Origin of the sequence: Pseudomonas brassicacearum, assembly GCF_003732175.1 — a bacterium.
Classification (GTDB): Bacteria; Pseudomonadota; Gammaproteobacteria; order Pseudomonadales; family Pseudomonadaceae; genus Aquipseudomonas; species Aquipseudomonas brassicacearum_G.
This window is the reverse complement of record NZ_MOBI01000014.1, coordinates 72,086-94,112: the sequence shown is the minus strand read 5'-3', so window position 1 is coordinate 94,112 and position 22,027 is coordinate 72,086. Positions and strand designations below refer to the sequence as shown.

Here is a 22,027-nt window from a genome sequence, read left to right as displayed (position 1 = left end):
TGAAGCAGAATAAAAGCCCGGATATTAACAGCTGAGGCAAAAAAGCTGCGATTGCCTCGCAATTAGGTCTGATGGCCAGTGGACAGTCCACAGCCATGTCATAGAATGCAGCTCATCATTCGATGCAGAAAGGACTCTCTGATGATCAATGCCCAGCTGATGCAATTGGCAATCAACGCTTCAAACGATGGAATCGTCATCGCGGAAAGGGAAGGCGAAGACAACATCCTGATTTACGTTAACCCCGCCTTCGAAAAACTGACCGGCTATAGCGCTGAAGAAATCCTGTATCAGGACTGTCGCTTTCTCCAGTCCGGGGACCGCGACCAGGCTGCACTCAACCTGATCCGCGAAACGTTGAAGGGTGGAAAATCCTGCCGGGAAATACTGCGCAACTATCGCAAGGACGGCACACATTTCTGGAATGAGCTGTCGCTTTCAACCGTCTACAACGAAAATGACAAGCAGACTTACTTTATCGGCGTGCAGAAAGACGTCACCCTTCAGGTCAAGACGCAACAACGGGTTAACCAACTGGAAGCCCAACTGGCCGAAGTTCAAGCGGAACTACAGGCACTCAAAGCGACAAACGGTCAAAACAAGCTGTCGAATTAATGGTCATTAACTACAATCACCAATGACTTTGTAATTATCTCTTTCGAGCAAACCATGCATCGCGATGCCCTCCTGACTCAGGACGAACTGGATTTCATCCAGACCATGCAGCACAACCCGCAGCTCAACGTGCGCGATGCAACGTCGAGCCTGCTGGTTAATGGGGGCTCGCAAATCCGCGACTTGTTGACACGCCTGGCGGCCAATGAGCAGGTGACCATCCAGGCACACTTCGAAAATCAGCAAATGACCTTCCCGCTGCACCTGGTGGAGGATGAGTTTCATGCGCTGCATTTGCGCCTGGGCGTACCGAGCATCTACGAGGACGGACCGATGGTTCGCCCCTGGCGCCTGGCGCTTGAAGAACCCGTAGCCCTGGAGAACGCCAAAGGCCAAGCCGGCACGCTGTGGGTGCACGAAGTGTCGTTCAAGGGAGTCTTGCTGGAGGTACGCAACCGTACCAAGCCGCCGAAAAGTTTCGCACTGTGGTTCAGCCCTTCAGGCTACGAACGCATTGCATTGCGCGGGACTTTCGAGCGAGAAACCGAACAGGGCTATTACGCCTATCGGCTCAACCAAAGCGACAAGGATGAAACCGAGCGCCTGCGTCAGTACATTCTTCAGCAACATCGCCTGACACACCCTGCGTTGCACATCTGAGCGTCAGGTATCGAGCGTTCCCGCGAGAAACTGCTGCAAACGTTGCTGCATCAGTCCCCCTTCACGTCCAATACAGCCAATCGACGATCCGACCAGGCTCTCTTGTGCCAGATCCGCCGAATCACCAGCGAGCATCAGGCGGCAATCCAGGCCCATCGCCAAGCGATTCACACGACGGATAAAGTCAGGTGTAGGCGCTTGATTGGAGAACAGCACCAACGCGTGCGGCTTGATCCTTTCACAGACCAGAGTCAGTTCATCAAAAGGCTGCCCCAGTGCCAACAGCCTGATTCCCACCTGCGCACTGCCCATATACAAAGCCGCCAATAGCAACTCAAGCTTGCGGCACCGCCCATCAATAGCAGAAACGACTACCCGCAACGGCTGCGTCCCCCGCAACAAAAATAGCCGCTGAAGAACTCTGGTACGTAGAAACCCGTCCAGCATCACCCACTCGCTGGTTTCTCCGAACAGATCGTGATGCTGGAGTAACTGTATCCACAGCGGCATCAAAATGTCCTGGAACACCACGGTCAGGGAATACGTGGAAAATACCTGCCCATAAATCCGTCCCAATTCCACATCGTCGAAATTATTGAGCGCCGCTTTGATCTGCGTTTGCCACTGAACATAGTCAGCCTGAACTGACTCGTCCGCAATGATACTTGGCGATGCTTGTACTTCGCTGGTCTTCGCCAGAATCCTGCCCACCTTGCTGACTGCCACGCCCCGTCCGATCCAGCCAAGAATGCCGTTGACCCGTTCAATATCGGTCATGGAATACAGCCGATGCCCACTTTCGGTGCGTGTCGGCTGAATCAACCCATATCGCCGCTCCCACGCGCGCAAGGTCACCGGATTGACGCCCGTCAGGCGTGACACTTCACGAATCGGGAACAGTTGCTCCAGCTTCTCCAGACGAGAAAATTGCAAGGGCTGGGGAGGTTCAGTAGTAGTCGTCATGAGTTGTGGGACGTCCGTGTCAGATTGGATCCCATTTATCTCTCATCATCTTCCTACATTGCAAGAGGCGTATATCCGACAAACATCTCTGACGTACTTGGCAAAACCGGGAATAATTTTTGCTTACGTTTTAAACGCGGCCCTTTACCCCGGTGCTGTGTTTTGTACGCCTCCTACCCGGAACCGCGTGCTTGTCCTAAGGAGATACACAATGTCTACCTCACCCGTCACCCTGATGGTTGCACGTCGCGTTGCCAACGGGCGTTATCAGGACCTGATCGCCTGGTTGCGCGAAGGCGAACAACTGGCCACTGATTTTCCTGGTTATCTCGGCTCTGGCGTGCTCGCACCGCCGCCCGGCGATGACGAATTCCAGATTATTTTCCGCTTCGCCGATGAGCAAACCCTGCATGCCTGGGAGCATTCCGTCTCGCGCACGGCGTGGCTGGCACGTGGTAGCGAGTTGTTTGCCAACCCTTCCGAGCATCGGGTCAGCGGCATCGACGGTTGGTTCGGTGCAGTCGGGCAACGTCCACCTCGCTGGAAACAGGCCGTGGCGATCTGGCTGGCATTTTTCCCGGTCTCGCTACTGTTCAACTTTGTACTCGGGCCGCTGCTGGGCGACATAAGCCTGCTGCCCCGAGTGTTCGTCAGCACCCTGGCCCTGACGCCTTTGATGGTCTACTTCTTCATCCCGCTGTCGACCCACCTGCTGGCCGGCTGGTTGAACAACACACCGGGGCGGCCATTGCCCACGGCACCGTCCACCCAGAATCGTTAAAAGATCGCAGCCCGCGGCAGCTCCTACGAGGGGTGCTTTGGAGCTGCCGGGGCCGGCGATCTTTTCAGGCCATTACGCAAGCTGTCGCTGGTATAGTTTTGCCATACCCGCGATGCGAGCCATCCATGACCTCTTCCTCAGCTCCGATCCTCATTACCGGCGCCAGCCAACGTGTCGGGCTGCACTGCGCGCAGCGGCTGCTGGAAGAAGGTCACCGCGTGATCATCAGCTACCGCAGCGAACGCCCGGGCGTGCAAACGCTGCGCGACCTTGGCGCGATTGCACTGTTTGCCGACTTCTCCAGCGAAGCCGGGATCCTGGCATTCATCACGCAACTCAAAGCCCATACCCAGAGCTTACGGGCGATTGTGCATAACGCTTCCGCCTGGCTGGCCGAAACCCCTGACACCGAAGTGGCCGCGTTCACCCAGATGTTCAGTGTGCACATGCTTGCGCCCTATCTGATCAACCTGCATTGTGCCGACTTGCTGGAGCGCTCCAGCCCCGCCGACATTGTGCATATCAGCGACGATGTCACGCGCAAGGGCAGCAGCAAGCACATTGCCTACTGCGCCACCAAAGCCGGGCTCGACAGCCTGACCTTGTCCTTTGCCGCGAAATTCGCCCCGAAAATCAAGGTCAACGGTATCGCGCCAGCCCTGCTACTGTTTAACCCCGACGACGACGCGGCGTACCGCGCCAAGGCCCTGGCCAAGTCTGCGCTGGGTATCGAACCCGGCAGCGAGGTTGTCTACCAGAGCCTGCGCTACTTGCTGGACAACCCTTATGTCACCGGCACGACCCTGACCGTCAACGGCGGACGGCACGTCAAGTAGGCCGCCCCCGCGAGGATGTTCCATGACGTTATCCCTGCCCCAGAACTCCCTCTCCCAGAGCTACCGCGAGATCCTTATCGGCCTGGGCGAAGACCCCGACCGCGAAGGTTTGCTGGATACTCCGGCCCGAGCGGCCAAGGCCATGCAATACCTGTGTCATGGTTACGAGCAGAGCGTCGACGAGATCGTCAATGGCGCGCTGTTCGCCTCTGACAACGATGAAATGGTGATCGTCGACGACATCGAGCTCTACTCACTCTGCGAACATCACCTGCTGCCCTTCATCGGCAAGGCCCATGTGGCTTATATTCCTACCGGCAAGGTATTGGGTCTATCGAAGATCGCGCGAATCGTCGACATGTTCGCCCGGCGTTTGCAGATCCAGGAAAACCTCACCCGGGAAATCGCCGAGGCGGTGCAACGCGTCACCCAGGCCGCCGGTGTTGCGGTAGTGATCGAGGCCCAGCACATGTGCATGATGATGCGCGGCGTCGAGAAACAGAATTCGACCATGAACACCTCGGTGATGCTCGGCGCCTTCCGCGAGTCGAGCAACACCCGTCAGGAGTTCCTGCAATTGATTGGACGGAGCAAGTAGCAATGCCACAACTTCAACCAGGAATGGCCCGCATTCGGGTCAAGGACCTGTGTCTACGGACCTTCATCGGAATCAATGAGGACGAAATCCTCAACAAGCAGGATGTGCTGATCAACCTGACCATCCTCTATGCCGCGCAAGACGCCGTGCGCGACAACGATATCGATCATGCGCTCAATTACCGCACCATTACCAAGGCGATCATCGCCCATGTGGAAGGCAACCGGTTCGCCCTGCTCGAACGCCTGACCCAGGAGATACTCGATCTGATCATGGCCAACCAAAGCGTGCTTTACGCCGAAGTCGAAGTCGACAAACCCCACGCCCTGCGTTTCGCCGAGTCGGTATCGATTACCCTCGCCGCGAGTCGCTGACCGTGTCTGGCGCATAAACCGCCAGGCTTTTATTATCCGCGCCACGATTTGATAGCACCGAGCCCATCATGACCGAACAACAACGCCTGGAACTTGAAGCTGCTGCTTTCCGCCGACTGGTCGCGCACCTGGACAGTCGCAAGGATGTGCAGAACATCGACCTGATGAACCTCTCGGGTTTCTGCCGCAACTGCCTGTCCAAGTGGTACAAGGCCGCCGCCGACGAACGCCAGATCGAGGTCAGCCTCGATGACGCCCGCGAAGTGGTTTACGGCATGCCGTACGCCGAGTGGAAAGCCCAATACCAGCAAGAAGCCAGCGCCGACCAACAAGCGGCGTTCGCCAAAGGAAAAACCCATGACTGATCTGAACACCCTGCGCGCCAGCCTCAAGAGCGGCGAACATGCCTTCGCCGATACCCTGGCGTTCATCGCCGCTGGCTATGATTACCAGCCACAAGCCTTCAACAATGGTGGCGTGGAAAACGCCGCTGGGCAAAACGAAGGCTCGTGCAAGACCCTGGGCCTGGCGCTGCTGGAAGGCTTGAGCGATGAAGAAGCGCTGCTGGCGTTTGGTGAGCATTACCGCTCGGTGGTTGCGACGCCTGAAGGCAGCGATCACGGCAATATCCGGGCGTTGATCGCTCACGGCTTGGCCGGCGTGAAATTCACGCAGCAGCCACTGACCCGCCGCTAACAGGCGATTGACTCGATCACTGTGGCGAGGGAGCTTGCTCCCGCTCGAGCGCGAAGCGGTCGCAAATCAGACGGTTCATTGCATCTGACAGAACTCGTTCGCAGATTTTACGACTGCTGCGCAGCCGAACGGGAGCAAGCTCCCTCGCCACAAAAGCTCATTCGCCACACTGCCGTGCTGATCGACAGGCACAAAAAACCGGCCGAGGCCGGTTTTTTTCATTTCAACGATTTCAGTGCGAAGCGTTCTGCAGGTCGTCCAGGTAACGCTCTGCATCCAGGGCCGCCATGCAACCAGCACCGGCCGAGGTGATCGCCTGACGGTAAACGTGGTCAGCCACGTCGCCGGCAGCAAAGATGCCTTCAAGGCTGGTCGCCGTCGCGTTGCCTTCACGACCGCCCTGCACCACCAGATAACCGTCTTTCAAGGTCAGTTGGCCTTCGAACAGCGAAGTGTTCGGCGTGTGGCCGATGGCGATGAACACACCGTCGACTTTCAGCTCGTCGAAGCTGCCGTCGTTGTTCTTCAAACGAGCGCCGGTTACGCCCATGTTGTCGCCCAGCACTTCGTCCAGAGTCGAGTTCAGCTTGAGGACGATCTTGCCTTCGGCAACTCGTGCGTGCAGCTTGTCGATCAGGATTTTCTCGGCACGGAAGGTTTCGCGACGGTGAATCAGGGTCACTTTGCTGGCGATGTTGGCCAGGTACAGCGCCTCTTCAACAGCGGTGTTACCGCCGCCGACCACGGCCACTTCACGGTTGCGGTAGAAGAAACCATCGCAGGTTGCGCAGGCCGATACGCCTTTGCCCATGAAGGTTTCTTCCGACGGCAGGCCCAGGTAACGGGCGCTGGCGCCGGTCGCGATGATCAGTGCGTCGCAGGTGTAAGTGGCGCTATCACCCGTCAGGGTGTACGGCTTGGCGGCGAAGTCGACGGCGTTGATGTGATCGAAAACGATTTCGGTCTCAAAGCGCTCGGCGTGCTCTTTCATCCGCTCCATCAGTGCCGGGCCGGTCAGGCCGTGCACGTCACCTGGCCAGTTGTCGACTTCGGTGGTGGTGGTCAGTTGACCGCCAGCCTGCATGCCCGTGATCAGCAACGGCTTGAGGTTGGCGCGGGCAGCATAGACCGCAGCGCTGTAACCGGCAGGGCCGGAACCGAGAATAATCACTCGCGAATGACGTACATCAGACATGACTCACTCCTATCGACCGGCCGGTACCACCTGGCGCGGAATGCCGGATGACCGGCTGGAATTAAAAAAGGACTGTGCAAGCACTTGGGGAAGCGCCGTAGTTGGACAGCCCTGAAAAATAGTGGGTGCAGCGTATCGAGGAGGCGAAGATTAAGGAAATACGGAATAACAATCCAGCTCATAGGCGGTCTCTATCCCCAGGAGGCTGATTTAAAGACGCCTTTGTTACAGTTAATGTCGATGTCATTACCGCACTTTCGCCTGTGTGGCAAAGCCGGTAAGGTCGGCGCGTTTTCTCATTGCTCGGAGCACGTTATGCCCGCCCCTGTTCTGTCCGGCCCGCAATACCTGCGCGAAGGCCTGAAGCTGGTCTTGAGTCCTGGCCTGCGTTTGTTTGTGTTGTTGCCGCTGGCCATCAACCTGGTGCTGTTCGTCGGATTGATTTACTTCGCCGGCCATCAGTTCAGCCTGTGGGTCGACACCCTGATGCCTTCACTGCCGAGCTGGCTGAGTTTTCTCAGCTATGTACTTTGGCCGCTGTTCGTCGTTCTGGTGGCGCTGATGGTGTTTTTCACCTTCACCATGATCGCCAACGTGATCGCCGCGCCCTTCAACGGTTTTCTCGCAGAGAAAGTCGAAGTGGTGGTGCGTGGCACTGACGACTTCCCGACCTTCAGTTGGGGCGAACTGATCGCGATGATCCCGCGCACGTTCGCCCGGGAAATGCGCAAACTCGGCTACTTCCTGCCCAGGGCCCTCGCGTTGCTGATCCTTTCATTTATCCCGGTGGTCAACCTGGTCGCTGCACCGCTGTGGTTACTGTTCGGCGTATGGATGATGGCGATCCAGTACATCGATTACCCGGCGGATAACCACAAACTCGGCTGGAACGAGATGCTCGCCTGGCTGCGCCAAAAACGCTGGCAGAGCATGAGCTTCGGCGGCATCGTTTATCTGGCGCTGCTGATTCCGCTGGTCAACGTCCTGATGATGCCGGCAGCGGTGGCTGGTGCGACGTTGTTTTGGGTGCGTGAGCGTGGCGCCGAGGCGCTGGAGAAGAGCGCCGCCTGAGCAAAACCGCGGCCCCGGAAAGCGCAAATTCAACATCGGCGCCGCACGATCATGCAGGTGGAGGGAAACGGCAGATAATCAATCTGCCGTGCTGTGCGCAATGCACTGAGTGTTACTTGGTCACGCGGAATTCACGCTGCTGATTTCTTTCAGTAGCCGGCGTCAAACATCCGGTATCCATTGATCAATAGCCAGCCTCAAATATCAGGTATCCAATAAGTCGTGTGCTCACCCACATTGAAAACCTTCAAGTAATCAAGGAAGAGCCACCACCTCAACTTATGGAAATCCGGTTCAATGACAACGTCCATCCACAGCCCCGTCGCAGCCTCGTTGACCACCCCCGAAGATCAACACAAACAATTTCCCTGGCCCCACCTGAGTCCGGCCGTACGGCACGCTGCACCTGATGTCGGTTTAGTCTACGAAATCAGCGCGAGTACACGCATCCTCATCGACAATGAGAGCCTGCGTCCTTTGGCGACACGGTTGGCATTCGGCTTCGCCGGTGCCGCTGAACTCACACAGCCGCCCGCCATTGTGCTTGCATCAGGGAATGCCCCCCAGCCTGGTGATGTAGAGCTGACACAGTCTGCCCCAGGTACCGCTGATGTTCCGATTCCCGCCAAAGGTAAACCCGAGACCTACCGGATCGATATCACCAACACCCTCCGCGTCACCGCGAAAACCCTGGAAGCCATGGCCCTGGCATTGACGACCCTGCATAAAGCAGCACGGGTTTCGACCCGTCTTGACCCAGGGGTTGTCATTGATACACCGGCTTATAAGGAGCGCTCGGTGCTGATTGATGTGGGCCGCAAGTATTACAGCCCTGAATGGATGATAAACCTGCTGCACGAGATGGCCTGGAACCAGCTCAACACCCTGTATTTACACCTCACCGACGATCAGGGGGTACGGGTCGTCTTCCCTTCTGCCCCGGACACCGCCAGCCCCGATGCCTGGAGCGCAGAGGACCTCAAGAAAATCCTCGATGCAGCAGCCGCCCTTCACATTGAGGTCGTCCCGGGGATGGAATGGCCTGGGCATATGAAGTGGATTCTGCAAAACAGGCGGGAGTTTCAGCTTAAGCTCTCGAACAACACGATCGTGCCAGAAGCGCTCGATTTCAGCATCCCGGCCGCTCGCGAATTTCTCATGGCGCTTGTCAGCGACCTTCTCGATATGTTTCCGGATTGCACCCGTTACAATTTGGAGGCCGACGAGTACTTCCTCACTCCGGTCGCTCCGCACAACACGCCACAACTGGCTCGGTACGCGCAGGAAGATTCCGGGCCGTCCAACGCAGACTCACGGGATGGTGTAAGGAAATTCGTCAACGAAGTCGCGAGCTTTGTGAAGCAAAAAGGCAAGGTTGCGCGAATGTGGAACGATGCAGTCGTTGAAAAAGATCAAAAGATTTCTGTGGATAAAAACGTTGTAATCAAGTGCTGGAGTATCTGGGGCAGCAAGCGCAACGAGAAGAATGTGCAAGCGTTGATCGATGACGGGTACCGCGTGCTAAATGCCCACGGTGACTTTTATTTCGTCATTAAGCCAGGCTGGGAAAACCTTTTTGATCGCCTGCACTCACCCCACGGTCTTTATGATCACTGGCGCCCCAACATTTTCATGGACGATGCGGGGTCTGGGCATACCGTCATAGATCCAGCCCATCCCGCCGTGCTGGGGGGAGGCATACAGATATGGGCCGACGAGGCGGCGCACATGTCACCTGAAAAGGTCTGGTCGCATCTGATTCAGTGGATGTTGCCACTGGGGCAGCGCGCATGGGGTTCACCGAACGCCACTCCAACCTATAAATCCCTATCACTGATCGCTCGTTCGGTTCGCTTTGCCCCACCACGCCCTTGATACCTCGGTGGCCAGCTAGAGACTCAGCGCAGCCGAACACGCTCATCGTAATAAATCCATCATCGCACTGACACAACGGCGACATGGCCTCAGCCGACAATGAGGTCATGACGACAGCTCTGCATATCACACTGATCACCGAAACCTTCCCCCCGGAAATCAACGGCGTGGCCAATACCCTTGGCCGCTTGTGTGAAGGCCTGCGCGCGCGCGGGCACCTGGTAGAACTGGTGCGACCGCGCCAGGGCAGCGATCAAACCCGCCTCAGCGACGATGAACTGCTGCTCTGCCGCGGCTGGCCGCTGCCGGGCTATCCGGGGCTGCAATGGGGCCAGTCGTCGATGCACAAGTTGCTCAGGCGCTGGCAGCGTCATCGCCCGGACGTGCTCTACATCGCCACCGAAGGACCGCTGGGGTTGTCGGCCTTGCGCGCAGCACGGCGGCTGGGTATCTCAGTGGTGAGCGGGTTTCACACCAACTTCCAGCAGTATTCCAGCCAGTACGGTCTCGGACTGTTGACCCGGTTACTGACGCATTACCTGCGCTGGTTCCATAACCGTTCCAAACTGACCCTGGTGCCCAGTGCCAGCCAGCGAATGGAGTTGGAGCGTCGGCACTTCGAGCGCCTGGCGCTACTGTCTCGTGGCGTTGACAGCCAACTGTTCCACCCGGCTAAACGGCTGGGTTCGCTGCGTGAAAGCTGGGGGCTGGATAACAATGACATCGCGCTGATTCACGTCGGCCGGCTCGCTCAGGAAAAAAACCTCGGTCTGCTCAAACGTTGCTACCAGGCCTTGCAGTCTACTTATCCACAACGACGAATAAAGCTGATCGTGATCGGTGATGGCCCGCAGCGTGCGCTGCTGGAAAAGGAACTGCCTGACGCGATCTTCTGTGGTTCGCAGCGCGGCGAAGCCCTGGCGTGTCACTACGCGTCCGGGGACCTGTTTCTGTTTCCGAGCCTGACCGAAACCTTTGGCAACGTGGTACTGGAAGCCCTGGCCTCCGGATTGGGTGTGGTGGCCTACGATCAGGCCGCTGCGGCTCAACACATTCGCCATGGTTACAACGGCGTATTGGCGATGCCGGGGGACGAAGAAGCGTTTTGCGATGCCGCCCGTTGGTTGCTGGAAGAAGCAGAAACCTTGCGCTGTATACGACTCAACGCGCGTCAGCACGCCAGTCGGCAGGGGTGGGGGGCAATCGTCGAGCAGTTTGAAGGGCAATTGCGCCGGGCTTGCGAAGTGCAGACTGGGGCACAGCCTTTGATAGCCATGCCCCATTCGATCAATCCAGCCTCATCAACGCCTCACGACTGAACGGCAGGATATCCTGCTCGCGACCTTCGCGGACTTTCTGCGCCCAGTCCGGGTCGACCAGCAAGGCGCGCCCCACGGCCACCAGGTCGAACTCTTCGTTGTTCAAACGCTCCAGCAGGTTCTCCAGGCTGGCCGGTTGCGCGACTTTGTCGGTGTTGACCATGAACTGCAGGAACTCACCGTCCAGCCCCACGCTGCCCACAGTGATCGTCGGCTTGCCCGTCAGTTTGCGGGTCCAGCCTGCCAGGTTCAGCTCGGAACCGTCGAACTCCGGCTCCCAGAAACGCCGCGTCGAGCAATGGAAGATATCCACGCCGGCATCGGACAGCGGCTGAAGAAACTCGCCCAACGCCTCCGGGGTTTGTACCAGACGTGCGGTGTAGTCCTGCTGCTTCCACTGCGAGTAACGGAAGATGATCGGGTAGTTCGCACCGACTGCCGCACGCACAGCCTGGATCAGCTCGATGGCAAAGCGCGAACGATTGGCCAGACTGCCACCGTATTCGTCGGTGCGCTGATTGCTGCCTTCCCAGAAGAACTGGTCGACCAGATAGCCGTGGGCGCCGTGAATCTCCACACCGTCCATGCCGATGCTCTGCGCGTCTTTGGCGGCCTGGGCGAAGGCTGCGATCACGTCCTGAATGTCTTGTTGGGTCATGCCGTGAACCACGACCTGACCGTCCTTGAGTTTTTCCGATGGCCCGTAGCCCGAAACGCTCGCATCCGGCTCGGTGCCGATGCGCCGTACGCTGCCGACGTGCCACAACTGCGGAACGATCTTGCCGCCTTCGGCGTGCACCGCATCAACGACTTTTTTCCAGCCGGCCAGTGCCGCTTCGCCGTAAAAGTGCGGGACGTTCGGGTAACCGTTGGAAGCCTTGTGGCCAACCGTGGTGCCCTCGGTGATGATCAGACCTACACCTGCCGCAGCGCGGCGGCGGTAGTACTCGATGACATTCGAATCCGGCACGCCGCCCGGGGAAAACGAACGGGTCATCGGCGCCATGACCACACGGGTCGGCAGTTCCAGGGCACCGAGATTAAACGGTTTGAACAAGGCTTTGACTGGCATGCGGCACTCCATAGAGAGGCGAGGTTTATGACGGCGATAATATGGAGTGGGCAAGGCCTTGCGAAGCACTATTGATTGCAGTGATTAAGGATTAAAAGAAAGGAGAAACGAAAAGATCGCAGGCTACGCCAGCTCCTACAGATAGCGTTGATCCGTAGGAGCTGGCGTAGCCTGCGATCTTTTGATGTTCAGACCAGGGCTTTTTCGATCGCCTGAACGATCGTCGGATCATCCGGCGCAGTACGTGGCGAGAAACGCGCCAGCACGCGACCATCTTTGCCGAGGAGGAATTTCTCGAAGTTCCAGGTGATGTCACCCGGGAATTCTGCGCCTTCGCCCGCCAACAACCGGTACAGCTGATGACGGTCGTGACCGTTGACTTCCAGCTTGCTGGACAGCGGGAAGGTCACGCCGTAGTTGAGGCTGCAGAACTCTTTGATCTCGTTTTCAGTGCCCGGCTCTTGCCCGGCAAACTGGTTGCACGGCAAACCCAGTACACTGAAACCTTTGCCCTTGTATTGCTGGTAGAGGTTTTCCAGAGCAGCGTACTGTGGGGTCAAACCACACTTGGAGGCGACGTTGACCACCAGCACGACGTGCCCTTTGAAGGGCGCCAGAGGCAACTCCTGGCCATCCAAAGCTTTCAATGTAAGGTCGTGAAAAGCACTCATGACGAACTCCAATTTTCCCGTGTTCTTCTCGAAACAGCCACTTGGCGATGTCGTCAAGGACAGCCGCGGACTAAAAAGGCGCCCCTCGGGCGCCTCTCCAGTTCTCGAAGCTTAGCGCAGAAAATCAGTGGTGATGGCCACCTTCGCCATGGACGTGACCATGAGCGATTTCTTCCTGGCTGGCATCACGGATGTCGATGATCTTGACCTGGAAGTTCAAACGCTGGCCGGCCAACGGGTGGTTGCCATCAACAGTCACGTCGTCGCCGTCCAGATCACGGATGGTGACGATTTGCATCTGGCCGTCTGGCGCGGAAGCGTGGAACTGCATGCCCACTTCCAGTTCGTCGACGCCTTCGAACATGCTGCGGCTCAGGGTGCTGACCAGTTCGGCAGCGTATTCACCGTAGGCATCTTCAGGTTCTACGGCAACTGTCAGTTCGTCACCGACTGCTTTACCTTCCAGGGCTTTTTCCAGGCCCGGGATGATGTTACCTGCGCCTTGCAGGTACACCAGCGGTGCGCCGCCGGCGGAGCTGTCGATGACCTCACCAGCGTCGTTGGTCAGGGTATAGTCGATGGAGACAGCCTTATTGGCGGCGATCAGCATGGGGCGAGACCTTTTGCATAAGAATATAGAAAGACCCAGTTTAGCGAAGCAAACGCCCGAAAGCGAACAGAACCCGGACGGACGGGTCGCTTCGGCAGGGTCGACGATCCAGGGCTTCCATCAGGACGAGGATGGACACTGGGTTGTCGAGCTTTCCTGCGGCCATACCCAGCATCTGCGCCACCAGCCACCCTGGCAATCACGAACCTGGGTGCTGGACCCTGCCAAGCGTATTGAAAAAATAGGCCAACCCTTTGATTGCGGTTGGTGCGCTCAGGGCTCGGTTAGCGATAACCTTGACGTCTGATGTCGGCAGACAGCCAGATATAGGCCGTCGCCATTGCCATGCACCTCCAGAGAATCCGCATGCAAACTTTTTTTATCGCGCCCACCGATTTTGGTGTGGGTCTGACCTCTATCAGCCTCGGGCTGGTGCGTACCCTTGAGCGAGCCGGACTGAAAGTCGGGTTCTTCAAACCGATTGCCCAGCCACACCCTGGCGACACCGGCCCTGAACGTTCCACCGAACTGGTGGCCCGCACCCACGGCCTGAAGCCGCCACAGCCGCTGGGCCTGGCTCACGTCGAGCGGATGCTCGGCGACGGTCAGCTGGATGAGCTGCTGGAAGAAATCATCACCCTGTACCAGCAAGCCGCCATCGGCAAAGACGTGCTGGTCGTCGAAGGCATGGTCCCGACCCGCAGCGCCAGCTACGCCGCGCGGGTCAACCTGCACTTGGCGAAAAGCCTGGACGCCGAGGTGATTCTGGTTTCGGCACCGGAAAACGAAGTGCTCACCGAATTGTCTGGCCGGGTCGAGTTGCAAGCGCAATTGTTTGGCGGTCCAAAAGACCCGAAAGTGCTCGGCGTGATTCTCAACAAGGTCAAAACCGATGAAAGCATGGAGGCTTTCGCCGCACGCCTGAAGGAACACTCGCCCTTGCTGCGCAGCGGCGACTTCCGGCTGCTTGGCTGCATTCCGTTCCAGCCGGAACTGAACGCCCCGCGCACCCGTGACGTCGCGGACTTGATGGGCGCTCAGGTGCTCAATGCCGGCGACTATGAAACCCGGCGCATGAGCAAGATCATCATTTGCGCCCGCACCATGCGCAACACGGTCGAACTGCTCAAGCCCGGTGTGCTGGTGGTAACCCCTGGCGATCGCGACGACATCATCCTCGCCGTCAGCCTCGCGGCGATCAATGGCGTGCCGCTGGCCGGGCTGCTGCTGACCAGCGGCACCCTGCCCGACCCACGGATCATGGACCTCTGTCGAGGCGCTTTGCAGGCCGGTCTGCCCGTGTTGTCGGTGAGCACCGGCTCCTACGAAACCGCCAACCAGTTGAACAGTTTGAACAAGGAAATCCCGATCGACGACCGCGAGCGTGCGGAGATCATCACCGATTTCGTCGCCAGCCACCTCGACGCCAACTGGCTGCACCAGCGCTGCGGCACGCCGCGTGAAATGCGCCTGTCGCCGGCGGTGTTCCGCTATCAACTGATCCAGCGCGCCCAGGCTGCCAACAAGCGCATCGTCCTGCCAGAAGGCAGCGAACCGTTGACGGTACAGGCGGCGGCGATCTGCCAGGCCCGCGGTATTGCTCGCTGCGTGTTGCTGGCCAAACCCGAAGACGTACAAGCAGTCGCACGCGCCCAGGGCATCGAGTTGCCTGAAGGCCTGGAAATTCTCGATCCGGACCTGATCCGTCAGCGTTATGTCGAACCGATGGTCGCGTTGCGCAAGACCAAAAGCCTCAACGCTCCAATGGCCGAGCAGCAGCTGGAAGACACCGTGGTGATCGGCACCATGATGCTCGCACTGGATGAAGTCGACGGACTGGTGTCCGGGGTCATCCACTCCACCGCCAATACCATTCGCCCGGCATTGCAACTGATCAAGACCGCACCCGGCTGCACGTTGGTATCGTCGGTGTTTTTCATGCTGTTCCCGGAGGAAGTGCTGGTCTACGGCGACTGCATCATGAACCCGCACCCGAGCGCCAGTGAACTGGCTGAGATTGCCCTGCAAAGCGCCGACTCTGCCGCCGCGTTCGGGATCACGCCACGGGTGGCGATGCTCAGTTACTCCAGCGGCGAATCGGCCAGTGGCGAAGAAGTCGAGAAAGTCCGCGAGGCCACTTTGCTCGCCCACGAAGCGCAGAACGCGCTGCTGATCGACGGGCCTTTGCAGTACGACGCCGCGGCCAACGAAGACGTAGCCCGGCAACTGGCGCCGAACAGTCAGGTAGCCGGTCGGGCGACCGTGTTCATTTTCCCCGACCTGAACACTGGCAACACCACTCACAAAGCCGTGCAACGCAGCGCCGACTGCGTCAGCCTCGGACCGATGCTGCAAGGCCTGCGCAAACCGGTAAATGACTTGCCGCGCGGCGCTCAGGTCGACGACATCGTCTACACCATTGCCCTGACTGCGATTCAAGCTGCCAACCGACCTATGGATGTTTAAATGCTGGACTCTCTACCTGCACCCTTGCGAGGCGTGATCGCCTCGCTGTTGTTGGCGCTGAACACGATCGTCTGCTGCACACCGCTGTTTGTCGTAGCCATCTTCAAATTGCTGCTGCCCTTCCCGACTGCACAGCGCTTCACCGACTGGCTGATGAGCCACATCCATGAAGCCTGGATCAGCAACAACAAGGCCTGGATGGACTTGCTCGGGCACACGCGCTGGACGCTCAGCGGGCTCGAAGGCCTGGACTATCAGCACTCGTACCTGATCACCAGCAACCACCAGAGCTGGGTCGACATCATGGTGTTGCAGTACGTGCTCAACCGCCGGATTCGCCCGCTGAAGTTCTTCCTCAAGCAAGAGCTGATCTGGGTGCCGGTGATCGGCTTGGCCTGGTGGGCGCTGGGCTTCCCGTTCATGAAGCGTTACTCCAAGGCCTATCTGGAAAAGCACCCGGAGAAGAAAGGCAAAGACCTGGAAACCACTCGCAAGACCTGCGACAAGTTCCGCAATAACCCGGTGGGGATTTTCAACTTCGTCGAAGGCACGCGCTTTACCGAAGGCAAGCATGCACAGCAGCAATCGCCGTTCCGCCACCTGCTCAAGCCCAAGGCGGGTGGTATCGCGTTTGTGCTGGACGCGATGGGCGAGCAACTGGAAGCCATCGTCAACGTGACCATTCACTACCCGGCCGGGCGCCCCGGTTATTGGGACCTGCTGTGTGGCAACGTGAAAGACGTGGTGGTGCACTTTCAGGAACTGAAGATCCCGCCGCAGTTCATCGGCAGGAACTACGACCAGGATGGCGTGTACCGCCTGGAGTTCCAGGGCTGGATCAACCAGTTGTGGGAAGACAAGGATGCGTTGCTTGAGCAGATGCATCGCGAGTATCCCGCTAAAAAATAGGCTGTCTGTCAGGGCCCCATCGCGAGCAGGCTCGCTCCCACACGGAATCTCTATGGAATACAAATTTTGTATTCACCAAAGATCAACTGTGGGAGCGAGCCTGCTCGCGATGGGGCCCGACCAGACACAAAAAAAGCCCGCAGATGATTGCTCATCTGCGGGCTTTTTATTGGCAGCTAACGCTTAGATCGCACCACGTTTACGCAGCAGGTCCAGCACTTGCTTGACGCTTTCTTCCAGCGACAGCGTCTGCGTGTCGACCACAAGGTCGGCGTCCAGCGGTACGTCGTACGGGAAGGAATCGCCTGGGATGTTGTCGCCACCCGCGGCGTACAGCCCTTGCGGATCACGCGCAGCACAGACCATCGGCGACGCTTGTACGTAAACGGTCAGCAAACGGTCACCGCCGATCAGCGCCTTGGCCTGTTCACGGCCTTCGGCGTCCGGTGCGACGAACGCCGCCAGGGTCAGCAAACCGGCTTCGTTGAACTGACGTGCGACGTGAGCCGCACGACGCCAGTTCTCGGTACGCCCGGCACGATCCTGCGGCAGACCTTTGTTCAGGTCGTGACGCAGGTTCTGCCCATCGAGCACAAACACCGCACGGCCCATGTCGAACAGTTTGCGTTCAACCGCATAGGCCAAGGTGCTTTTGCCCGCGCCCGAGAGGCCGCTGAACAGCATGGTCGCCGGTTGCTGGCCGAAGCGCTGGGCACGCTCTTCGGTGGCTACATGGGCCAATTTTCCATGGTGCGTGGAGCTGCCATGAACCAAAGGCTGGGCGACGATCATACCGGCGCCGACCGTGCCGTTGGTCAAGCGGTCGATGATGATGAACGAACCGGTGGTGCGGTTGCTTTCATAACCGTCGAGGGCAATCGGCGCGTCGAGGCTGATCTTGACCTTACCGATCTCGTTCAGCTGCAAGGCGCTGGCCGGGCCTTCTTCCAGAGTGTTCACGTCGACCTTGTTGACGATGCTGGCGATCGAGCCCGGCACGTAACTGGTGGCGCGCTTGATGTCGTATTTCTTGCCCGGCAGCATCGGCTCTTCAGCCATCCACACCAGCATCGCTTCGAAGCTGTCGGTGACCGGCGGCACGTTGTCGGCATGCACCAGCAAGTCGCCACGGGAGATGTCGATTTCGTCTTCCATGGTCAGCGTTACTGCCTGACCAGGACCTGCGTGTTCCAGTTCACCTTCGAAAGTGACGATGGATTTCACGCGGCTGCTCTTGCCCGATGGCAGCACCACGACTTCGTCACCCTTCTTGACGATACCGCTGGCCAGGGTGCCGGCGAAACCGCGGAAGTTCAGGTTCGGCCGGTTGACGTACTGCACCGGGAAACGCAGATCGGTGAAGTTACGGTCGCCCGCGACTTCCACGGTTTCAAGGATCTCCATCAGCGACTGGCCGGTGTACCACGGCGAGCGCTCGGACTTGTTCACCACGTTGTCGCCCTTCAGCGCCGACATCGGCACGAAGTGCATGCTGGTGGGCTTCATCTTCAAGCCTTCAGCGAACTTCAGGTAATCGGCCTTGATCGACTCGAATACGCCCTGATCGAAGTCCTTGAGGTCCATCTTGTTGATGGCGACGACGATGTGCTTGATGCCCAGCAACGAGGCAATGAAGCTGTGGCGACGGGTCTGGGTCTGCACGCCGTAACGGGCGTCGACCAGGATGATTGCCAGGTCACAGGTGGATGCACCGGTGGCCATGTTGCGGGTGTACTGCTCATGGCCAGGGGTGTCGGCAATGATGAATTTGCGCTTGGCGGTGGAGAAATAGCGGTACGCGACATCGATGGTGATGCCTTGTTCACGCTCGGCCTGCAGGCCATCGACCAGCAACGCCAGGTCGATATCGTCACCGGTGGTGCCGACTTTTTTCGAGTCGCGGGTAATGGCTTCCAGATGGTCTTCGTAGATCATCTTGGAGTCGTGCAGCAGGCGCCCGATCAGGGTGCTCTTGCCGTCGTCAACGTTACCGCAAGTCAGAAAGCGCAGCAGCTCTTTACGTTCGTGCTGGCCCAGGTAGGCGAGGATGTCCTCGCTGATCAAATCAGATTGATGCGACATGACAGCCCCTTAGAAATAACCTTGACGTTTTTTGTCTTCCATCGAGCCGGCGCCATCGTGATCGATGACCCGGCCCTGGCGCTCGGAAGTTCGCGTCAGGAGCATTTCCTGAATGATGTCCGTAAGGCTTTCGGCCTCGGACTCCACCGCGCCCGTCAACGGGTAGCAGCCAAGGGTACGGAAACGCACTTTCTTTTTGACGATGCGGGCTTTGTCTTCGTCGCTCAGGTGCTCGAGGATGCGCTCGTCGTCGATCATGATCAGCGTGCCGTTCTTCTCGATGACCTCGCGCTCGGCGGCGAAGTACAGCGGGACGATCGGGATGCCTTCAAGGTAGATGTACTGCCAGATGTCCAGCTCGGTCCAGTTCGACAGCGGGAACACGCGGATCGATTCGCCTTTGTTGACCTTGCCGTTGTAGACGTTCCACAGCTCCGGGCGCTGGTTTTTCGGATCCCAGCGGTGCTTGCTGTCGCGGAACGAGTACACGCGCTCTTTGGCGCGGGATTTCTCTTCATCGCGGCGCGCACCACCGAAGGCTGCGTCGAAGCCGTACTTGTCCAAAGCCTGCTTCAGGCCTTCGGTCTTCATGATGTCGGTGTGCTTGGCACTGCCGTGGGTGAAGGGATTGATCCCTTGAGCCACGCCTTCCGGGTTGACGTAGGTAATCAGGTCAAGGCCCAGCTCTGCGACCATCTTGTCGCGGAAGCTGTACATCTCCTGAAATTTCCATTGGGTGTCGACGTGCATCACCGGAAACGGCAGCTTGCCCGGGAAGAACGCCTTGCGTGCCAGATGCAGCATCACGGCGGAGTCTTTACCGATGGAGTACAGCATCACCGGGTTGTCGAACTCGGCGGCCACCTCGCGGATGATGTGGATGCTTTCCGCCTCCAGCTGTTTCAGATGCGTCAGTTTGTCGACCATGGCTACTCACGAAAGCTTTCTTATGAACGGCCAGCGGGCCGTGTTCGAGCGGCGAATGCTAGCACAGCGACCTCTTCTAATCAGGACGCCGACTAGATCGAAAGAGCATATGAATATACCTGCTCGTTCGGGCGGTGTACGAGGTCCTGTGGGAGCGAGCTTGCTCGCGAAAGCGGTGTTTCAGTCGACATCCATGGTGAATGTCAGTCCGTAATCGCGAGCAAGCTCGCTCCCACATTGAATGTCTGCGTCAAATCGGATTCGGGCAATCGATGAAAATGTGTTCAAGGGCAAACCGCCGAGCCAGATAATCCCCCAACGCCTGTACGCCGAAGCGTTCGGTGGCGTGATGACCGGCGGCGATGAAGCTGATGTCGTTTTCCCGGGCGCTATGGAAGGTTTGCTCGGACGCCTCACCGCTCAGGTACAGGTCGACACCGGCCTGCACCGCCTGATCGATATAGCCCTGGCCACCGCCCGTGCACCAGCCGACGCGTCGGACCATTTTGCTGCCCTCGATCAGCAACGGCTCGCGGCCCATGACCTCTTGCACGTGACGGGCAAAGTCGCGCGCGGTCATAGGTTCGGCGAGCGAACCGACCAGCCCGACCACTTTGAGGTTTTCCGGGTCCAGCGGGCCTTCGACGGTAATGTCCAGTTGGCGAGCCAATTGCACGTTGTTGCCCACTTCCGGGTGCAAATCCAGCGGCAAGTGATAAGCCAGGAGGCTGATATCGTGCTTGAGTAGGGTTTTGAGCCTACGCTGCTTCATACCGGTGATGCAGGGGTTTTCACCTTTCCAGAAGTAGCCGTGGTGTACCAGCACCAGATCGGCCTTGGCTTCGACCGCTGCATCGAGCAACGCCTGGCTGGCCGTGACGCCGCTGACGATACGCATGACCTGCGGCCGACCTTCGACTTGCAGGCCATTGGGGCAATAGTCGGCAATCCGCGAACTGGCAAGGTAACGATCCGCTTCTTCTACCAGGGTGCTCAGGGCGACGGCCATAAAAGACTCCTAAATATCCCGTTCAGAGGCGCGCGCGGCCTCGTATAATGCGCGACATTATGGGCCACAGGCGGCCCTCCGTAACCTCCCAGGATTTGTTCAATGCTCAAGGGTCTGCGTTTTTTTGGCTGGCCGCTGCTGGCCGGCGTGCTTATCGCGTTGTTGATCATCCAGCGTTACCCGCAATGGGTCGGGCTGCCAAGTCTGGATGTGAATCTGCAGCAAGCCCCACAAACCACTCAGACCCAACAGGGGCCGGTGTCTTACGCCGATGCCGTGGTCATTGCCGCACCGGCAGTGGTCAACCTCTACACCACCAAAGTGGTCAACAAAACCAGCCATCCGTTGTTTGAAGACCCGCAATTCCGGCGTTTCTTCGGCGACAACGCGCCCAAGCAGAAGCGCATGGAGTCGAGCCTCGGTTCCGGGGTGATCATGAGCCCGGAAGGTTATTTGCTGACCAATAACCACGTGACCGCCGGCGCCGACCAAATCGTCGTCGCGCTCAAGGATGGTCGTGAAACCCTGGCTCGCGTGATCGGCAGCGACCCGGAAACCGACCTCGCGGTGCTGAAAATCGATTTGAAGAACCTGCCGTCGATCACCGTCGGCCGCTCGGAAAACATCCGCGTCGGCGATGTCGCGCTGGCCATCGGCAACCCGTTTGGCGTCGGCCAGACCGTGACCATGGGCATCATCAGCGCCACCGGGCGCAATCAGTTGGGCCTGAATAACTACGAAGACTTCATCCAGACCGACGCCGCGATCAACCCGGGTAACTCCGGCGGTGCGCTGGTAGACGCCAACGGCAACCTTACCGGGATCAACACCGCGATTTTCTCCAAGTCCGGCGGCTCACAAGGCATTGGTTTCGCGATTCCGATCAAGCTGGCGATGGAAGTCATGAAGTCGATCATCGAACACGGTCAGGTGATTCGCGGCTGGTTGGGGATTGAAGTGCAGCCATTGAGCCAGGAACTGGCGGAATCGTATGGCCTGTCCGGGCGTCCGGGGATTGTCGTCGCGGGGATTTTCCGCGACGGCCCGGCACAAAAAGCCGGTCTGCAATTGGGCGATGTGATCCTCAGCATTGATGGCGAACCAGCCGGCGATGGCCGCCGTTCGATGAACCAGGTGGCGCGGATCAAACCGACTGACAAGGTCACCATTCAGGTCATGCGCAACGGCAAGGAGCTCAAGCTGACTGCAGAAATCGGCCTGCGTCCGCCACCCGCCCCCGTCAAAGAGCAAGAGTAAGCGGGTAGGATCTGCCGAAGGCAGCGATCTTTTAGCGCCTT

23 protein-coding genes are annotated in these 22,027 nt (G+C 58.5%); 15 read left to right on the top strand and 8 right to left on the bottom strand.

What is annotated here, in order from left to right; translation table 11 throughout:
* Positions 1 to 141 precede the first annotated feature (141 nt).
* Complete coding sequence (locus BK658_RS13135) at positions 142 to 615, top strand: PAS domain-containing protein (protein WP_123582652.1); 474 nt, start codon at positions 142 to 144, stop codon at positions 613 to 615.
* Positions 616 to 669: 54 nt separating this feature from the next.
* On the top strand, positions 670 to 1,275 hold the full coding sequence (locus BK658_RS13130; protein ID WP_123582651.1) for a hypothetical protein: 606 nt from the start codon (positions 670 to 672) through the stop codon (positions 1,273 to 1,275).
* A gap of 3 nt (positions 1,276 to 1,278) precedes the next feature.
* Here the strand turns inward: BK658_RS13130 and BK658_RS13125 are convergent, their stop codons facing one another.
* A complete protein-coding gene (locus BK658_RS13125; protein ID WP_123582650.1) occupies positions 1,279 to 2,238 on the bottom strand; it encodes a MerR family transcriptional regulator in 960 nt (319 codons plus the stop codon).
* Positions 2,239 to 2,449: 211 nt separating this feature from the next.
* On the opposite strand from BK658_RS13125, the gene BK658_RS13120 reads away from it, so the two are divergent.
* The 6 genes from BK658_RS13120 to BK658_RS13095 all read left to right on the top strand — a co-directional run bounded on the left by BK658_RS13120 (position 2,450) and on the right by BK658_RS13095 (position 5,523).
* Positions 2,450 to 3,019 carry an antibiotic biosynthesis monooxygenase gene (locus BK658_RS13120; protein ID WP_123582649.1) on the top strand — a complete coding sequence of 190 codons (570 nt, stop codon included), beginning with the start codon at positions 2,450 to 2,452 and terminating at the stop codon, positions 3,017 to 3,019.
* Between the two features lie 125 nt (positions 3,020 to 3,144).
* Positions 3,145 to 3,855: a dihydromonapterin reductase gene (gene folM, locus BK658_RS13115; protein WP_123582648.1), complete on the top strand. Its 711-nt coding sequence runs from the start codon at positions 3,145 to 3,147 to the stop codon at positions 3,853 to 3,855.
* 22 nt (positions 3,856 to 3,877) lie between these two features.
* Positions 3,878 to 4,453, top strand: a complete 576-nt coding sequence (folE, locus tag BK658_RS13110; RefSeq protein WP_123582647.1) for a GTP cyclohydrolase I FolE — start codon at positions 3,878 to 3,880, stop codon at positions 4,451 to 4,453.
* A gap of 2 nt (positions 4,454 to 4,455) precedes the next feature.
* The gene (gene folX / locus BK658_RS13105; protein ID WP_054593958.1) at positions 4,456 to 4,827 is read left to right on the top strand and encodes a dihydroneopterin triphosphate 2'-epimerase; all 372 of its coding nucleotides are present in this window, start codon (positions 4,456 to 4,458) and stop codon (positions 4,825 to 4,827) included.
* Positions 4,828 to 4,895: 68 nt separating this feature from the next.
* Complete coding sequence (locus tag BK658_RS13100) at positions 4,896 to 5,192, top strand: DUF1244 domain-containing protein (RefSeq protein ID WP_054593959.1); 297 nt, start codon at positions 4,896 to 4,898, stop codon at positions 5,190 to 5,192.
* Positions 5,185 to 5,523 carry a HopJ type III effector protein gene (locus BK658_RS13095; RefSeq protein WP_123582646.1) on the top strand — a complete coding sequence of 113 codons (339 nt, stop codon included), beginning with the start codon at positions 5,185 to 5,187 and terminating at the stop codon, positions 5,521 to 5,523. The genes BK658_RS13100 and BK658_RS13095 overlap by 8 nt, the downstream gene beginning before the upstream one ends.
* A gap of 232 nt (positions 5,524 to 5,755) precedes the next feature.
* Here BK658_RS13095 and trxB read toward each other — a convergent pair whose 3' ends face one another.
* Entirely contained in the window at positions 5,756 to 6,718 is a 963-nt protein-coding gene (gene trxB / locus BK658_RS13090) for a thioredoxin-disulfide reductase (protein ID WP_123582645.1), read from the bottom strand.
* Between the two features lie 315 nt (positions 6,719 to 7,033).
* On the opposite strand from trxB, the gene cysZ reads away from it, so the two are divergent.
* The 3 genes from cysZ to BK658_RS13070 all read left to right on the top strand — a co-directional run bounded on the left by cysZ (position 7,034) and on the right by BK658_RS13070 (position 10,983).
* Positions 7,034 to 7,789 (top strand): sulfate transporter CysZ, encoded by a 756-nt coding sequence (gene cysZ / locus BK658_RS13080; RefSeq protein WP_123582644.1) that lies wholly within the window; start codon positions 7,034 to 7,036, stop codon positions 7,787 to 7,789.
* Positions 7,790 to 8,086: 297 nt separating this feature from the next.
* Positions 8,087 to 9,664 (top strand): family 20 glycosylhydrolase, encoded by a 1,578-nt coding sequence (locus tag BK658_RS13075; protein WP_123582643.1) that lies wholly within the window; start codon positions 8,087 to 8,089, stop codon positions 9,662 to 9,664.
* Between the two features lie 83 nt (positions 9,665 to 9,747).
* Positions 9,748 to 10,983 carry a glycosyltransferase family 4 protein gene (locus BK658_RS13070; protein ID WP_404943179.1) on the top strand — a complete coding sequence of 412 codons (1,236 nt, stop codon included), beginning with the start codon at positions 9,748 to 9,750 and terminating at the stop codon, positions 10,981 to 10,983.
* Here BK658_RS13070 and BK658_RS13065 read toward each other — a convergent pair.
* From BK658_RS13065 to BK658_RS13055, 3 genes are all read right to left on the bottom strand, one after another.
* A complete protein-coding gene (locus BK658_RS13065) occupies positions 10,952 to 12,055 on the bottom strand; it encodes an NADH:flavin oxidoreductase (protein WP_123582641.1) in 1,104 nt (367 codons plus the stop codon). The two genes, BK658_RS13070 and BK658_RS13065, sit on opposite strands and share 32 nt — an antisense overlap.
* Before the next feature lie 188 nt (positions 12,056 to 12,243).
* Positions 12,244 to 12,726: a glutathione peroxidase gene (locus BK658_RS13060; protein ID WP_123582640.1), complete on the bottom strand. Its 483-nt coding sequence runs from the start codon at positions 12,724 to 12,726 to the stop codon at positions 12,244 to 12,246.
* 124 nt (positions 12,727 to 12,850) lie between these two features.
* On the bottom strand, positions 12,851 to 13,336 hold the full coding sequence (locus BK658_RS13055) for an FKBP-type peptidyl-prolyl cis-trans isomerase (RefSeq protein ID WP_007901600.1): 486 nt from the start codon (positions 13,334 to 13,336) through the stop codon (positions 12,851 to 12,853).
* Between BK658_RS13055 and BK658_RS13050 the strand changes: the two genes are divergently transcribed.
* Genes BK658_RS13050 through BK658_RS13040 form a run of 3 tightly spaced genes read left to right on the top strand, consistent with a single transcriptional unit; the run spans position 13,305 to position 16,711 of the window.
* Positions 13,305 to 13,643 (top strand): DUF3565 domain-containing protein, encoded by a 339-nt coding sequence (locus BK658_RS13050; protein ID WP_081013853.1) that lies wholly within the window; start codon positions 13,305 to 13,307, stop codon positions 13,641 to 13,643. The two genes, BK658_RS13055 and BK658_RS13050, sit on opposite strands and share 32 nt — an antisense overlap.
* 59 nt (positions 13,644 to 13,702) lie before the next feature.
* Complete coding sequence (gene pta / locus BK658_RS13045) at positions 13,703 to 15,802, top strand: phosphate acetyltransferase (RefSeq protein WP_123582639.1); 2,100 nt, start codon at positions 13,703 to 13,705, stop codon at positions 15,800 to 15,802.
* On the top strand, positions 15,803 to 16,711 hold the full coding sequence (locus tag BK658_RS13040) for an acyltransferase (protein ID WP_123582638.1): 909 nt from the start codon (positions 15,803 to 15,805) through the stop codon (positions 16,709 to 16,711).
* A 183-nt stretch (positions 16,712 to 16,894) separates the two neighbouring features.
* Here BK658_RS13040 and cysN read toward each other — a convergent pair whose 3' ends face one another.
* The 3 genes from cysN to BK658_RS13020 all read right to left on the bottom strand — a co-directional run bounded on the left by cysN (position 16,895) and on the right by BK658_RS13020 (position 20,729).
* The gene (gene cysN, locus BK658_RS13035; protein WP_123582637.1) at positions 16,895 to 18,793 is read right to left on the bottom strand and encodes a sulfate adenylyltransferase subunit CysN; all 1,899 of its coding nucleotides are present in this window, start codon (positions 18,791 to 18,793) and stop codon (positions 16,895 to 16,897) included.
* A 9-nt stretch (positions 18,794 to 18,802) separates the two neighbouring features.
* Positions 18,803 to 19,720, bottom strand: coding sequence for a sulfate adenylyltransferase subunit CysD (gene cysD, locus BK658_RS13030; protein WP_019691910.1), 918 nt, complete (start codon positions 19,718 to 19,720; stop codon positions 18,803 to 18,805).
* A 250-nt stretch (positions 19,721 to 19,970) separates the two neighbouring features.
* On the bottom strand, positions 19,971 to 20,729 hold the full coding sequence (locus tag BK658_RS13020) for a Nif3-like dinuclear metal center hexameric protein (RefSeq protein WP_123582635.1): 759 nt from the start codon (positions 20,727 to 20,729) through the stop codon (positions 19,971 to 19,973).
* A 102-nt stretch (positions 20,730 to 20,831) separates the two neighbouring features.
* Here BK658_RS13020 and algW point away from each other — a divergent pair, with 102 nt between their 5' ends.
* A complete protein-coding gene (gene algW / locus BK658_RS13015; protein WP_123582634.1) occupies positions 20,832 to 21,986 on the top strand; it encodes a Do family serine endopeptidase AlgW in 1,155 nt (384 codons plus the stop codon).
* The last annotated feature ends 41 nt before the right edge of the window (positions 21,987 to 22,027 follow it).